Source organism: Vreelandella sp. 162(4c) (genome assembly GCF_058152265.1).
Map to the genome: position 1 here is coordinate 5,231,366 of NZ_CM176981.1, position 14,042 is coordinate 5,245,407.

Here is a 14,042-nt window from a genome sequence, read left to right on the forward strand (position 1 = left end):
TATCACGACTCCCGAGTCGAAAAATCGATACGCGGGTCTACCCACACGTAGGTCAAATCGGAAATCAGCTTGAGGATTAAGCCGATCACGGTATACAGGAATAGGGTGCCGAAAATCACCGGGTAATCCCGCTGCATGACCGCTTCGAAACCGAGCAGGCCCAGCCCATCCAGGGAGAAGATCACTTCGATAAGCAGCGCCCCGGTGAAGAAAATACCGATCATGGCGGCGGGTAGACCCGCGATAATAATCAGCATGGCATTGCGAAACACATGGCCGTAAAGCACGCGCCGCTCGTCGGCCCCCTTGGCGCGGGCGGTAATGACATACTGCTTGTGAATCTCATCGAGAAAGCTGTTTTTGGTTAGCATCGTCAGCGTGGCAAAGCTGCCAATCGAGGCGGCGATAACCGGCAGTGTGATATGCCAGAAGTAGTCTTTGACCTTGCCCCAGGCTGAAAGCTGGTCGAAGTCGGGTGAGGTCAAACCGCGTAAAGGGAATAAGTCCCAGTAGGTGCCCCCGGCAAACAGGACAATGAGCAGGATGGCAAACAGGAAGCCCGGAATGGCATAGCCGACAATCACTAACCCCGACGACCAGACGTCAAACCGGGAGCCGTGGCGTAGCGCCTTTTTAATGCCTAACGGGATAGAGATTAAATAGACCAGCAGTGTCGTCCAGAGCCCCAGTGATATGGAAACCGGCAGCCGCTCAATCATCAGCTCTGTGACCGGGCGGTCACGGAAGAAACTGGTGCCAAAATCGAGGGTGAGGTAATCCGCCATCATGCCGATAAAGCGTTCGTGGGCGGGTTTGTCAAAACCAAACTGCTGCTCCAGCTGCTCGATAAAGCGCGGATCAATGCCCCGGGCACCTCGGGAGTCATCGCTGACCTGGACATCGGCGCCCCCCATATCCAAGCGAGTGCTGGCCATGGCGTCGGCGCCTTCAAAACGCGCCAGCATCTGATCAATTGGCCCACCCGGCGCCGCCTGAACAATAATAAAATTGAGTAGCATGATCCCGAAAAGGGTCGGAATCATTAGCAGCAGTCGGCGTAGGGTATAACGGGCCACAGAGCACTCCGAGGTTTATGACGATGAAACCGTTGAGGACAAGCCGTTGCACTTAAGAAGTTGTAATCGGGCCAAAGTTAACGGCCGCGCTGGCGGCGCTGCAGTTCTGCTTCACGGTCAGTGTCTACCCACCACGCATCCAGATCCATGGCGTATTTGGGGAAGGGTTCGGGGTAACCAAACTTATCCCAAATGGCGATGCGGGTCTCCCCAGAGTGGTAGTGGGGAATCACATAGAACCCCCAGCGCAGCACCCGATCCAACGCGCGCGTGGCGGTATCCAACTCTTCACGGCCCTCAGCACTAATGATCTCCTCCACCAGTGCATCGACCGCCGGATGTGCCAGCGCCATCCGGTTACGGCTTTGCGGTGCTTCGGCGGCGGCGCTGGTCCAGAAGTCGCGCTGTTCATTGCCCGGGTTGTTCGACTGAGGGAAATGACTGATCACTATGTCATAGTCATAATTACGCTGTCGGTTTAAATACTGATTAATATCAACGATACGCAGCGACGTCTGTACCCCTAAACGGGCCATGTTGCGGAGCATTGGCTGCACCACCCGTTCAAGCCCTGAGTCGTAGAGCAGCACTTCCAGGCTTAAAGGCCGCCCGGTTTGTTGGTTAACCAGTATGCCGTCTTCAACGCTATAACCTGCCTCGCGGAGGAGATCGAGCGCTTTACGAAGCCGCTCACGCAGCTCGATGGGCTGATCGATAGGCAGGGGCTGAGTGAACAAACGGTCAGAACCATGAGAGGCAATCAACTCCTCCCGAAAGGGCTCCAACAGCGCCAGTTCCTCCTCAGAGGGTAAGCCGGTGGCTTCCATCTCTGAATTTTGGAAAAAGCTCTCGGTGCGCTGATAGGTACCGTAAAAAATATTGGTGTTGAGCCACGGGAAGTCGAAGGTCAGGCTCAACGCTTCCCGCACCCTGGGGTCTTGGAACTTCTCTTTACGCAGGTTGAAAACAAACGCCTGCATCATCGAAGGGTTAACGTCCGGTACCGTTAGCCGCTTAACCAAGCCCTCTTCATAGGCTGGAAAATTATAGCCAATCGCCCAGGTGGCGGCGCGTGCATCGGTACGGAAGTCCGTCAGTCCCGCTTTAAAAGCTTCCCAGGCAATATCCCGATCACGGTAGTAGTCGTAAATGATGCGATCAATATTGTATCGGCCAACGTTGACCGGCAAATCTTTACCCCAATAATCTTCATCGCGCTGATAAACAATTCGCCTACCTGGGTCTACTTCGCTAATGCGATAGGGCCCGGAGCCTGGGTGTGCCGCAAGGGTGGGGGAGGTGAATTCGCGGGGCTCCCAGTAGTGGCGGGGGAGTATGGGTAACTGGGCGACTATTAACGGCAGCTCTCGGGATTGAGTGTCGTTGAAGGTGAACCGTACCTGATGCTCATTGAGGGCGATGGCTTCTTCCACTCCCGCGTAGTAACTGGCGTAAAACGGATTTCCCTCTTCGCGGAGCAGGTTAAGCGAGAACACCACATCGTAGGCCGTGACAGGTTCCCCATCTTGAAAACGCGCTTCAGGGCGCAGGTCGAACTCAATCCACTCCCTGTCAGGGTCAAGGCGCACGCCTTCGGCCAGCAAGCCGTAGAGGCTAAAGGGCTCATTGGGGTTGCTGACCATAAGGGTGTCATAAATTTGTGAAATGCCGGTAACTGGCGTGCCGCGAATAATAAACGGATTGGTCGAGTCAAAGCTGCTCCCCACGGCGGTATGGGTAATGGTGCCGCCTTTGGGGGCCTGTGGGTTTACGTGAGGGAAGTAGGGGAAGTCGGCTGGCAGCTCGGGGCTATCGTAAAGCGATAACCCATGAACTGTTTCAATAGGAACCACGTTGTTTGCGTCGGTGTTCAAATCACCCACCACATTAGTGTTGGTGGCGGTGATAGACGTCGACTCTGACGCTATTGTTTCGGCGTCTGAAGCCAGTATTGAAACGTTGGACAGCAGGCCACTGATGAGTAGAAGCGTTTTCGCAAAAAACAAACCACGCGGCATTTGAGACATCCCATGTGAACAAAGCCAACTAGTTAACCCGGTTTAACGCCCTGAAAGTGTCAGCAGTTGGCCTGGTTGCAGAGTGCTGGGGCGGTCAATCGCATTCCAGCGTATAAGGTCTTGCTGGTCAATATTATACCGGGCCGCAATCGCAGAGAGACTGTCGCCTCTTTCAACGCGGTGGGTATTGCCACGGCTGTTTTGCGCAAGCGCTTGGTTGCTGTCTTGTGTTTGACTGCCGCCTTGAGAAAGCTGCGCTAGCATCTGGGTATCCACTTCTTCAGGTACCAGCAGTGTCTGAGCACTACGGGGGTCAATGCTGCCATTGAGCAAGCCAGGGTTTAATTCGGCTAACGCGGTTTGGCTGACACCCAGCAGTTGAGAGGCTTCTGAAAGCGTCACTGCTTGGGCCAACTTAACTTTAGCGAAGGCCGGATCAACATGTATTTCCGGCAAGCTGACACCGTACTGCTCAGGGTCGTTAATGATGGTCACGATGGCTTTCAGTTTGGGCACATACTGCATGGTTTCATAGGGCAGCGAGAGATCCCAGTAATCACCGTTTAGGCCTTGGCTTTGGGCCTGGCGTCGAGCGCGGTTAACGGTGCCTGCGCCGGCGTTATAAGCCGCTAATGAAAGCATCAGATCGCCTTCATACCACTGATCGGCCTGCATTTCCAAGTAGTCCAGCGCCGCTTCGGTGGAGGTTAAAACGTCTAACCGGCCATCGTAGTTTCCGTTGCGTACCAAACCCAATGCATCACCAGTGCCGGGCATAAACTGCCATAGCCCAGCAGCGCCGCGATGACTTCGCGCGCCTGGGTCAAAGGAGCTCTCGACGAAGGGGATTAACGCGACTTCACCAGGCAGGCCACGCTCGCTAACTTGCTGGGTAATCCAGGCAAGCCAGGGAGAGGCGCGTTCGGTGATAGTAGCAATGTTTTCGGGGCTGGAACGGTAGTGCTCAATCCATTCGTCTACCCGTGCTTGGGCCTCGTCTGGCAGTGACTTCTCTTGCCACTGAAAGCTTTTACGCAGCGTTGTCCAAGCGTCCTGAGGTTCCAGCTCCAGCGCCTCCCAAAAATGGATTCGGAACGGCGTGGGGCGTGGTTTTGTAGCGTCTACTGATTTACTGGTTGATGCCGTAGATCCTTCATAGGCTGTCGCAGAGGCTTGTGAGCTTGCCGCAGCGGCTAACATTAGGCCCATTATTACGGTACTGCCAGCGCTCAGCATCAAGCGCTGGCGAATCGTTCGATAGGTCATAGTTGCATTCGTTTGGTTTCGATAGCGTTCTTAAAAACGGTTCTTCCACTCGCGTAGAGTGGTGAACGTAGCGAGATCATCATTATTAACACCCTGGGTGCCTGCCGCTTGGCGCACGCTATCAGTGCCCACACGGAGGTAGGGATTAATTTTCAGCTCGCGTCCTATCGTGCTGGGTAAGGTGGGGCGATCCAATGCCCGCGCCTTTTCACACTCCTGCAAGGCGTGTTTGACGTCTTCGTTTTCAGGATCCGCAGCACGGGCAAACGTTAGGTTTGCCTGAGTGTACTCATGGGCTGCAAAGACCAGTGTATCTTCAGGGAGTTCCGCAAATTTTTTCAGCGCGGTGTACATTTGCTCCGGGGTACCCTCGAATAAACGACCGCAACCCGCGCAAAAAAGGGTATCACCGCAGAACAGTAGTGCAGGGATACCCGCTGTGAAGTAGCTGATATGATCCAGCGTATGGCCGGGGGTCGCCATGACGTCAAACAAGCGACCCATAATGCGGACTTCGTCGCCATCACCCACGGTTTCATCGATGCCTTCAATCTTGGGATTGTCGGGGCCGATAACGTGCGGAGAGTAGCGTTTAATTAATTCTGCTAAACCACCGGTATGATCATGATGATGGTGAGTAATCAGAATGCAGCTTAGGGTGAGCGACTCACGCTCAAGAAACTCGATCACCGGGGCAGCTTCACCGGGATCCACCACACAAACGCTTTGACTGGTATCTTGTCTTAATAGCCAAATATAGTTGTCGCTAAGGGCGGGGATCGGTGTCACGCTCATCATCGGCGAGATCCTTTAAGTTACGAAAAAACACATCAAACATTGCGCTTATTAGCGCTAAATCGGTGCGTAAAAGGCGTTAAAAAGCCGTTACTGTGGAGGGAAGCGCTGTTCATGTCAAATTCGACGATGGCCACGACACTGGCTAAGCGCTTACAAAGTAGCCAGCCTTATTGGCAAACAGAGGCGGGGCGTTCGCTGTGGGAAACACAGCGTGCCTGCTTAGGGCCCGTGGTGGAATCGCGTGTGGGCGGCCACAGCTTGGAAATGAGCATGGGGCCGGCACTGATGACCATGTCGGCCATTGCGCACCCCATACGCTGGTTGCCTACGCGTCAGTTAGCCGAAAACGATAGCACCTTGGTATGCCCACCGGATCAGCTTGCGCTGCCGGATCGCTGTTTAGATGTGATGGTCATCCACCACTGGCTTGAGCACTTAACCGATGCCCACTTTACGCTTCAGGAGGCTGCGCGTGTCACTGCTGACAACGGCATTATGGTGCTGTTTGGTTTTAACCCTGTCGGTGTGAGTGGTCTTACCCGGCAGTTGCGAAAGCGCCAACAGACGTTTCCCTTGAGCGGTACCTGGCGCTCGGCTAGCCGCCTGCGGGACTGGTTGGCGTTTGTCGACTTTGAGGTGGAGCGGGTAGACTATTGCTGTTTCAGGGGGCGGATGAACGCCAAGTGCGGTGAGTATTGGGAGTCGTTAGGGCGGCGGCATAACCTGCCGCTGGGCGAAAGTTATATGATTCAAGCACGCCGACAGCAGCGCCAAGCGCCAGTGCAGCGTTTGAAATTTGGTTTGAAGGCGCCAGTGTCCCCGGCGTCGTTGGGTGTTACCCGCTCAGGCTCATCCGCCCACTATCAAACGCCTCCCGCTAGAACATCGCAAGCCAAAACACGGCAAACGGATAGGCACACAGCTGATTCAAATAAAGTTGATCCACAGAAGCCTGTTTTACATAAATCTGTTCTACATAGACCGGGGGATCAGGAGATTGACTAAAGAGGCGGCGGGAGATCTACCTCGGGTAACGGTGTATACCGATGGGGCTTGTAGGGGTAACCCAGGGCCCGGCGGATGGGGTGTTGTACTGGCGAGTGGCGAGCATGAGAAAACCTTGAAAGGCTATGAAGCAGATACCACTAATAATCGCATGGAGTTAATGGCTGCGATTATGGCGCTACGCACCCTCAATACCCCTTGTGAAGTGGCGCTTTGGACTGACTCCCAATATGTACGCCAGGGGATTACCCAGTGGATTCATAACTGGATCAAGCGCGGCTGGAAAACCGCTGCCAAGCAGCCGGTCAAAAATGCCGAACTGTGGAAGACCCTGCACGAAGAGACCCAGCGCCACCAAGTCGAGTGGCACTGGGTAAAAGGGCATAGCGGCCACCCTGGCAACGAGCGCGCCGATGCGCTGGCCAATGAAGCGATTGATGAGCACCAAAAGAGGAGAGCATGATGCGTCAGGTGATCTTGGATACTGAAACCACGGGTATTGACCCCAAAGATGGCCATCGCCTAGTCGAAATTGGTGCTATTGAGATGGTCAATCGACGCTTCACTGGTCGCACTTATCACCAATACATCAATCCTGAGCGGCATATCGATGCTGAAGTAGTCGCCGTTCACGGGATTGATGATGCCAGAGTCGCTAACGAGCCGGTATTCGCGGCAATTGCCGATGAGTTTTGGGCATTTATCGAAGGCGCGGAGCTGGTGATTCATAACGCCCCCTTCGATGTGGGCTTTATTGACCACGAGCTGGGCATGTTGAATCGGCAGCGTAAATCCCCTGTGTTGGGGCCGGTAAGCGATCATTGCGGCGTATTAGATACGCTGACCATGGCGCGGAAGATGCACCCCGGTCAGCGCAACAGTCTTGATGCATTGTGCAAACGCTACGATATCGACAATGGCCACCGGGTACTGCACGGCGCACTGTTAGACTCTGAAATCCTCGCCGAAGTCTACCTGGCGATGACCGGTGGGCAGACCGCGCTGACCTTAGACGCGGCCTCCGCAGCGGAACAGGAACAGGCGGATACCTCCAATGAGGGGATGTCGATTCAGCGGCTTTCTTTAACGCCGGGCCAGTTGCGCGTGGTGCGGCCAACCGATGAAGAGCGAGCGGCCCATCAGGCCAAGTGCGAGGCGCATCAATTGAACTGGTTTGAGGGTGCGGCCAGCGATGCTTAGGCGAGAAATCCCCCATCACGAACAAGCTGGTCGGGTTATTCGGCTGTCGCGTAGCCTATTGGCGCCCGCACCGTTAAACGGTAGTGAAGAGTTGACCCCGCTGCAGCCCTATCAACCCTGGACAGAGCAGATGCAGCCGCTGTGTTACTGGGATGATGAGCCGGTGGCGCTGCTTGTGGAATCCCAAGCTGGAAACGATTGGATTGATGGTCGTCAATGGATGAGCGAGCTTTCAACCGTTTGGTTTAGCCTGCTTTCCACGGCGCTGCAGGTAGGTGCTTGGTTAGAGAATCACCGTTTCTGCGGTCGCTGTGGTGCACCGGCCACCAAGCTAACTGCGGAATTTGCTATGCACTGCCACGCCTGTGGGCACCGCAACTATCCGCGTATCTCACCGTGTATTATCACGCTGGTGACCAGCGGGGAGGCGATGCTGCTTGCCCGCAGTCCGCGCTTTCCACCCGGGCGCTACTCCACCTTGGCGGGTTTTATCGAGCCTGGGGAGTCAGCGGAAGAGGCGGTGCATCGTGAAGTGTTTGAGGAAGTGGGCGTGCATATCGATCAACTGCGTTATCACCAAAGTCAGGCGTGGCCATTCCCGCACTCGTTGATGTTTGGTTACTTCGCCGAAGCCACCACCCGGCGCATTCGCATCGATGGGGTGGAAATTAGCGATGCGGCGTGGTTTTCACCTCGTCAGTTGCCCTCTCTGCCGCCGCCTTACTCGATATCCCGCGAACTAATCGAAACCCATTTGGCACGCTGGCGCGAAGAGTAAGCGGCGCCGCGTGCCGATATGACGATTACTCGCTAGGGAATAAGCTAGTCAGCTTAGTGGCCAGCATGACATTACCAGTCGCTTTTAGCTTACCGGTCATAAAGGCCGTCATACCATTGATCTCACCGCTCATAATGCCTTTTAGCGTGTCAGTGGTTAGGCTTAAGCTGACAGAAGGATCGTCGTGCTCACCTTCTTGTACGTCCAGCGTGCCATCCTGGATATTTAAGTAGTAGCTGCCCGCATCGGTAAAGTGAAACTGGAAAACTTCATCCATGCCCTTTGCCGCTTCCGGATTAAAACGCGCTTTTAACTTCTCAAGGGTGTTGTTTGACATAACATATCTCTCGGTTAAGTAGATCAGGCTAAGGCTAGCGACCAGAGCCAAAAGAAACAATCGTAAAGGCAAGCGAGGTTATTTCATACGGGCGTTCCAATCAAGCGCGCTAGTCACTATCAGCATACGCATATACAACGTACGAGCTATAAAGGAATTAATCCTCTAATGGAGAACGTCAATGAGTGAATGGGTAGCAGAGATAGGCACCTTTGTTGTGCAAACCACCATCGTGATGGCGCTGATAGGCTTTGGCCTGCTGCTGATTGCACGAACCAAGCAGGACAAAGAGAGCGAGCTGAAACTCACGATCGAGCCACTTAACGATCAACGACGCCGCCGTGTCCGGCGTTTGCGGCTGGCTGCCACGCTCCCTGGTGCGCGCAAAAAACTGCTGAAACTATTTCGCAGTGAAGATAAAAAGCGTCACAAGGAGCACAAAACGGAGCAAGACGGCGCCTCAGCGCCAAGGGTTTGGGTGCTCGACTTCCATGGCGATCTGAAAGCCTCGCAAACCGAGCATTTTGCTCAAGAGGTATCGGCCATCATCGGTGTCGCCGCTAAGGAAGACGAGGTAGTGGTGCGTCTTGAGTCCGCGGGTGGCCTGGTGCATGCCTATGGGTTGGCAGCGGCGCAGTTAGACCGGCTGCGTACGGCGGGGTTAAACACAACCGTCTGTATCGACAAGGTGGCGGCAAGCGGTGGTTACCTGATGGCCTGTACTGCACAGCACATCAAGGCCGCGCCTTTCGCAGTGATTGGTTCCATCGGCGTGGTGGCACAAGTTCCCAATATTCATCGCCTGCTTAAGCGCCATGATGTTGACGTCGAACTGCTTACCGCCGGTAAATACAAACGTACCTTAACCGTGCTGGGTGAAAATACCGAAGAGGGTAAAGCGAAGTTCTTGGAGGATTTAGAGAATACGCACCGCTTGTTTAAAGGCTACGTGGCAGAACGGCGTCCCAGCATGGATATTGACACCCTCGCCACAGGCGAGATTTGGTACGGTAGCGAGGCGCTATCTTTACAGCTTGTCGACAGCGTAGGGACTAGCGAAGCCTATCTGGTAGAACGTATGACCGAGGCGCAAGTATTCACAGTGAAGCTAGAAGCCCCTAAAACCGTCAGTCGTAAACTGGGGTTGGCCATTTCAGAAGGTGTTGAAAAAGCAGCGCTGAAAGCGCTTGGTCTAATCGACGCCGCTGGGTGGCAGCGGCGCTGAGATTAAACCCTGAAGCGTTATGCAGCGTAATGGTGTGCCAAGGTGTCAATCACGGCCTTGGCGCTTTCGCTGCTTAACGAATAATAGATGGTTTGTGACTCCCGTCGGGTATCGACGAGCTCATCACGCCGCAAAATAGCCAGATGTTGCGAAAGTGCCGACTGACTTAACGCAAGCTGTTGATTAATTTGCGTCACTGACAGCTCTTTCTCGGCAAGAAGGCAGAGGATTTGCAGCCGTTTTTCATTGGCCAACGCTTTTAGCAGGTTGGTTCCCGCCTCAATAGCGCGACAGTTATGTTCAAGCAGGCGTGTAGCGGCGCTTGTAGAAGCAGACATAATGATCTCCTTGCCTACACTGTTACATCAGCGTTTTATAAGCATTGTTTTAAAGGCGTCGTTTTAAAGGCATTGCTGTACGTTGTCGAGGCATCGTCGCGTCGCGAGGACCATGTTCTTTAATGATCAGTAATTTAGCGAGTTTTGTCCAAACTTCTGTTTAACGGTTAATCAATGGTAGTCATTCGACACCTTGTCGACAATGCTGGTGCCTGTCTACCGCTTTGGTCGCTATTTAGCCCATAGTATGAGGGCGAAATATCGGTTTCCTTTATAAAGTGTCAACAATCCTTTTTGATCGCTACTACAAAAAAGATAGGGACACCATGAGCCGCTACCAACACACCTTCCAACGCTCCATCGAACACCCTGAATCGTTCTGGGCCGAGCAGGCCAAACGTATTCCCTGGTATACGCCGCCTAAAACCATTCTCAGCTACGATAAGCAGAGCCCTGGGAAAGAGCATGCTCGTTGGTTCAGCGACGGTGAAATGAATCTTAGCTACGCTGCACTGGATTATCATGTCGAAAATGGGCGCGGTGATCAGGCGGCGATTTTCTGGGATTCACCTGCCGCACAAGCCAAACTCACCCTTAGCTACCGAGAAATGCGCGATAAAGTGGCGTATTTTGCGGGGGCGCTAACGCAACTAGGCGTCACTAAGGGGGATCGTGTGGTGATTTATATGCCAATGATCCCCGAAGCGCTGGTGGCCATGTACGCCTGCGCGCGGCTTGGCGCTATTCACTCGGTGGTATTTGGTGGCTTCGCCCCCCATGAGCTGGCGGCGCGGATTGAAGACGCCGAGCCTAAAGTGGTGGTTGCCGCTTCCTGCGGTATCGAGCTGGGCAAGGTGTTGCCCTATAAGCCAATGGTAGACCAAGCCGTTGAATTAAGCGCCCATAAGCCGGATGCCTGCGTCGTTTATCAGCGTGAAGCGCACCGGGCTGAACTGGAGGAGGGCGATTACGACTGGGAAGAGTTGGTTGCGAAGGCGCCGTTTGCTGAATGCGTGCCGGTGAAGGGAACCGACCCGCTGTATATCCTGTATACCTCAGGCACCACCGGAAAACCCAAAGGTGTTATGCGCGATACGGGTGGCTACGCGGTAGCGCTGGCCTATTCGATGCAGGCGATCTACGCCATGGAGCCCGGTGAAGTGTTCTTTACCGCCTCGGATGTGGGCTGGGTCGTTGGGCATTCCTACATTGTTTACGCCCCCTTGCTACTTGGTTGCACCACGGTGGTATACGAAGGGAAGCCGGTAAAAACCCCCGATGCGGGCAGCTTCTGGCGCTTGATCGAGGAGTACCGGGTGAAGAGTTTCTTCACTGCGCCCACGGCCTTCCGTGCGATTAAGAAAGAGGATCCTGATGCTAAACTGTTACTGAACTACGATATCAGCAGCCTAAAGCACCTCTATGTGGCCGGAGAACGCCTCGATCCACCCACGTTTCACTGGCTGGATGACCTTTTGGACGTGCCGGTGATTGATCACTGGTGGCAAACTGAAACCGGCTGGCCCATCGCCGCCAACTTGCCCGGCATAGAGGCCGTGCCCACCAAAGCGGGATCCGCAACGTTCCCCGTTCCTGGCTTCAATGTGCAGGTGCTCAACCGTGATGGTGAACAGGCCAAACCCATGGAGCAGGGCAGTGTAGTGATCAAACAGCCCATGCCGCCAGGTTGTTTGACCGGCGTTTGGCGCGACGAGAAGCGTTTTCATAGCGCTTATATGGCGGCGTTCCCCGGTTATTATTTGACCGGCGATGGCGGTTATTTTGATGAGCAGGGTTATCTGTTCATTATGGGCCGTACCGATGACGTTATTAACGTGGCAGGGCACAGACTCTCGACCGGTGAAATGGAAGAGGTGGTTGGCGCCCATCCCGCGGTGGCCGAGTGCGCGGTGATTGGGATTCATGACGATCTTAAAGGGCAATTGCCGATTGGCTTGGTGATTCCTAAAGATGGTTTTAATGGCGATGAAGCGACACTGGAGGCCGAGCTCATTGCGCGGGTTCGCGAGCATATTGGCCCAATTGCCTGCTTCAAGCAGGTGTTAGTGGTCGACCGCTTACCCAAAACCCGTTCGGGTAAAATTCTGCGCAAGCTACTGCGCACGATTGCCGATGGCAAAGAGTTTGGTATTCCCTCCACCATTGATGACCCCACCAGCCTGACCGATGTTCACGCCGCCATGCGTGAACGCTCGGTAGGTGCCGCTGATAAAGCCACACCGCTGGATTGATGCGGCTACTTTTTATTAGCCAAGTGCGAGGGCATGCAGATTGCCAAGGGGTGGCGGCTTCCATCCCTTGGCTTTTAATATCATGTATAAGCCGTATAATGCGCTCCCCAGAACAGCGCCAGTTTTATCAACGTTGATTTGGCGATGCGCATACTACCCCGAGGGTTCCCTAACCCCTCTTATCTATTAAAAAAAGGTCTACCCGCATGTTTGCATTGAGTGAGACTCAACACCGCCGTTGCCTAATGGTGATGGTGGCTTTCCATATCGGCATTATTGCCGCCAGTAACTATCTCGTTCAGTTGCCGTTTACGCTGTTTGGCTTTCATACCACCTGGGGCGCGTTTAGCTTCCCGTTTATTTTTCTAGCCACCGACCTAACGGTACGTCTGTTTGGCAAAGGGCCGGCGCGATCGATTATTCTGCGCGTTATGCTTCCCGCACTGCTGGTCTCCTATGTGGTATCCGTGGTATTTCCCCGCGGCAGCTTTGCCGGGATTGAGGCACTTTCGGAGTGGAACCTGTTTGTCGCCCGTATCGCCCTCGCCAGCTTCCTGGCCTATGTGATTGGCCAGTTGCTGGATGTACAAGTGTTTGACCGCTTGCGCCAGTGGGCATGGTGGGTAGCACCCGTTTGCTCAACGGTGTTGGGTAACCTGGCTGACACCTTTGCATTCTTCTCGGCGGCGTTCTATAACAGCCCAGACCCCTTTATGGCCGCCAATTGGATAGAAATCGCCGCCGTTGACTATGCCATTAAGCTCGCTATCAGCCTGCTGTTTTTCCTTCCGCTGTATGGCTTGCTGCTTGCCTGGCTAACGCGCCGCTTGGTGGTTTGGACAGGCCAGGTGGATGCCGAGCCCCGTACGGCGTAATCGCGTAAACACACAGAGTCCGCAAGGCTGAGGAGCTAGCATGACTGACGTTGCCACCGTTGATCTCCACTTTATCGATATGCCCGCCGACGAAGCCGCCGCAGATACACCTCCGCTGGTGGTGATTCATGGTTTGCTGGGGAGTGCCGATAATTGGCGTTCGCACTTAAAAGTGTGGCAGGGCAGCCGCCGGGTGATTGCGCTGGATCTGCGTAACCATGGCCGCTCACCCCATGCAGAGGGAATGCGTTACGCCACCATGGCGGATGACGTGATAGCGCTATTGGACAAGCTCTCGATCGAGCGCGCTCATGTGCTGGGCCACTCCATGGGTGGCAAAGTGGCGATCAGTTTGGCGCGCTTGGCGCCTGAGCGGGTGGCGTCGTTGATTGTGGCGGATATTGCCCCGGTGGCTTATGAGCATGGCCACGATGATGTGTTTGCCGCGCTCGATAATGTGCGGGAAGGTCAACCCAAAAGTCGTCGTGAAGCCGATGATCTGCTGGGCGAGCATGTTGAGTCGCGACCCACACGGCTGTTCTTGGCCACTAATCTGGTGCGCAATGACGATAACGTGATGGCGATACGGGTGGGCTTAGATCAGATCAAGCGCGGTTATAGCGACATTATCGGCGTGCCCGATGGCGAGCAGCCTTTTGAAGGCCCGGCGTTGGTGCTACGCGGCGGCGATTCTCACTATGTGGCTGACGATATGATCCCCGCGCTGCGTGAAGTGTTACCCCGCGCTCGTGTGGTAACGCTCAAAAATGCCGGCCACTGGCTACACGCCGACCAGCCGGAAGCCTTCCAGCAGGCAGTGACGGCGTTTCTAGACGCGCAGTAGATGCGTGTTCAAATACTTAAGAAGCGCTGT

General features: G+C 54.6%; 14 protein-coding genes. 8 read left to right on the forward strand and 6 right to left on the reverse strand.

The genetic code is table 11. From position 1 onward, the window contains the following. Nucleotides 1-2: 2 nt before the first annotated feature. From AC4EYZ_RS24130 to gloB, 4 genes are all read right to left on the reverse strand, one after another. Nucleotides 3-1,076, reverse strand: coding sequence for a microcin C ABC transporter permease YejB (locus AC4EYZ_RS24130; RefSeq protein ID WP_007114307.1), 1,074 nt, complete (start codon nucleotides 1,074-1,076; stop codon nucleotides 3-5). Nucleotides 1,077-1,153: 77 nt separating this feature from the next. Continuing rightward, nucleotides 1,154-3,094 (reverse strand): extracellular solute-binding protein, encoded by a 1,941-nt coding sequence (locus AC4EYZ_RS24135; RefSeq protein WP_022523345.1) that lies wholly within the window; start codon nucleotides 3,092-3,094, stop codon nucleotides 1,154-1,156. Between the two features lie 42 nt (nucleotides 3,095-3,136). Next, a complete protein-coding gene (locus tag AC4EYZ_RS24140) occupies nucleotides 3,137-4,360 on the reverse strand; it encodes a transglycosylase SLT domain-containing protein (protein WP_022523346.1) in 1,224 nt (407 codons plus the stop codon). Between the two features lie 30 nt (nucleotides 4,361-4,390). Beyond that, nucleotides 4,391-5,158, reverse strand: a complete 768-nt coding sequence (gloB, locus tag AC4EYZ_RS24145) for a hydroxyacylglutathione hydrolase (protein ID WP_009287828.1) — start codon at nucleotides 5,156-5,158, stop codon at nucleotides 4,391-4,393. Between the two features lie 111 nt (nucleotides 5,159-5,269). Between gloB and AC4EYZ_RS24150 the strand changes: the two genes are divergently transcribed. Genes AC4EYZ_RS24150 through nudC form a run of 4 tightly spaced genes read left to right on the forward strand, consistent with a single transcriptional unit; the run spans nucleotide 5,270 to nucleotide 8,141 of the window. Next, complete coding sequence (locus AC4EYZ_RS24150) at nucleotides 5,270-6,163, forward strand: class I SAM-dependent methyltransferase (protein WP_022523347.1); 894 nt, start codon at nucleotides 5,270-5,272, stop codon at nucleotides 6,161-6,163. After that, entirely contained in the window at nucleotides 6,156-6,626 is a 471-nt protein-coding gene (gene rnhA, locus AC4EYZ_RS24155; RefSeq protein ID WP_022523349.1) for a ribonuclease HI, read from the forward strand. The genes AC4EYZ_RS24150 and rnhA overlap by 8 nt, the downstream gene beginning before the upstream one ends. After that, nucleotides 6,626-7,363, forward strand: a complete 738-nt coding sequence (gene dnaQ / locus AC4EYZ_RS24160; protein WP_041159509.1) for a DNA polymerase III subunit epsilon — start codon at nucleotides 6,626-6,628, stop codon at nucleotides 7,361-7,363. The genes rnhA and dnaQ overlap by 1 nt, the downstream gene beginning before the upstream one ends. Further along, nucleotides 7,356-8,141: an NAD(+) diphosphatase gene (nudC, locus tag AC4EYZ_RS24165; protein ID WP_022523351.1), complete on the forward strand. Its 786-nt coding sequence runs from the start codon at nucleotides 7,356-7,358 to the stop codon at nucleotides 8,139-8,141. Before dnaQ ends, nudC begins: the two co-directional genes overlap by 8 nt. 25 nt (nucleotides 8,142-8,166) lie before the next feature. Here nudC and AC4EYZ_RS24170 read toward each other — a convergent pair whose 3' ends face one another. Then, nucleotides 8,167-8,478, reverse strand: a complete 312-nt coding sequence (locus AC4EYZ_RS24170) for an SCP2 sterol-binding domain-containing protein (RefSeq protein ID WP_022523352.1) — start codon at nucleotides 8,476-8,478, stop codon at nucleotides 8,167-8,169. Between the two features lie 181 nt (nucleotides 8,479-8,659). On the opposite strand from AC4EYZ_RS24170, the gene sohB reads away from it, so the two are divergent. Further along, on the forward strand, nucleotides 8,660-9,703 hold the full coding sequence (gene sohB, locus AC4EYZ_RS24175) for a protease SohB (protein WP_022523353.1): 1,044 nt from the start codon (nucleotides 8,660-8,662) through the stop codon (nucleotides 9,701-9,703). 17 nt (nucleotides 9,704-9,720) lie between these two features. Here sohB and AC4EYZ_RS24180 read toward each other — a convergent pair whose 3' ends face one another. Continuing rightward, a complete protein-coding gene (locus AC4EYZ_RS24180) occupies nucleotides 9,721-10,041 on the reverse strand; it encodes an ArsR/SmtB family transcription factor (protein WP_022523354.1) in 321 nt (106 codons plus the stop codon). 278 nt (nucleotides 10,042-10,319) lie between these two features. Between AC4EYZ_RS24180 and AC4EYZ_RS24185 the strand changes: the two genes are divergently transcribed. From AC4EYZ_RS24185 to AC4EYZ_RS24195, 3 genes are all read left to right on the forward strand, one after another. Continuing rightward, complete coding sequence (locus tag AC4EYZ_RS24185; RefSeq protein ID WP_258955954.1) at nucleotides 10,320-12,293, forward strand: propionyl-CoA synthetase; 1,974 nt, start codon at nucleotides 10,320-10,322, stop codon at nucleotides 12,291-12,293. Between the two features lie 206 nt (nucleotides 12,294-12,499). Next, a complete protein-coding gene (locus AC4EYZ_RS24190) occupies nucleotides 12,500-13,168 on the forward strand; it encodes a 7-cyano-7-deazaguanine/7-aminomethyl-7-deazaguanine transporter (RefSeq protein WP_009287831.1) in 669 nt (222 codons plus the stop codon). 40 nt (nucleotides 13,169-13,208) lie between these two features. Next, the gene (locus AC4EYZ_RS24195; RefSeq protein WP_022523356.1) at nucleotides 13,209-14,012 is read left to right on the forward strand and encodes an alpha/beta fold hydrolase; all 804 of its coding nucleotides are present in this window, start codon (nucleotides 13,209-13,211) and stop codon (nucleotides 14,010-14,012) included. Nucleotides 14,013-14,042 lie beyond the last annotated feature (30 nt).

Coding starts and splice junctions, on each gene's coding strand:
- AC4EYZ_RS24180 (WP_022523354.1), bottom strand. CDS start 10,041: ATGTCTGCTTCTACAAGCGCCGCTACACGCCTGCTTGAACATAACTGT.
- AC4EYZ_RS24195 (WP_022523356.1), top strand. CDS start 13,209: ATGACTGACGTTGCCACCGTTGATCTCCACTTTATCGATATGCCCGCC.
- AC4EYZ_RS24190 (WP_009287831.1), top strand. CDS start 12,500: ATGTTTGCATTGAGTGAGACTCAACACCGCCGTTGCCTAATGGTGATG.
- sohB (WP_022523353.1), top strand. CDS start 8,660: ATGAGTGAATGGGTAGCAGAGATAGGCACCTTTGTTGTGCAAACCACC.
- dnaQ (WP_041159509.1), top strand. CDS start 6,626: ATGCGTCAGGTGATCTTGGATACTGAAACCACGGGTATTGACCCCAAA.
- gloB (WP_009287828.1), bottom strand. CDS start 5,158: ATGATGAGCGTGACACCGATCCCCGCCCTTAGCGACAACTATATTTGG.
- AC4EYZ_RS24140 (WP_022523346.1), bottom strand. CDS start 4,360: ATGACCTATCGAACGATTCGCCAGCGCTTGATGCTGAGCGCTGGCAGT.
- AC4EYZ_RS24150 (WP_022523347.1), top strand. CDS start 5,270: ATGTCAAATTCGACGATGGCCACGACACTGGCTAAGCGCTTACAAAGT.
- nudC (WP_022523351.1), top strand. CDS start 7,356: ATGCTTAGGCGAGAAATCCCCCATCACGAACAAGCTGGTCGGGTTATT.
- AC4EYZ_RS24135 (WP_022523345.1), bottom strand. CDS start 3,094: ATGCCGCGTGGTTTGTTTTTTGCGAAAACGCTTCTACTCATCAGTGGC.
- AC4EYZ_RS24170 (WP_022523352.1), bottom strand. CDS start 8,478: ATGTCAAACAACACCCTTGAGAAGTTAAAAGCGCGTTTTAATCCGGAA.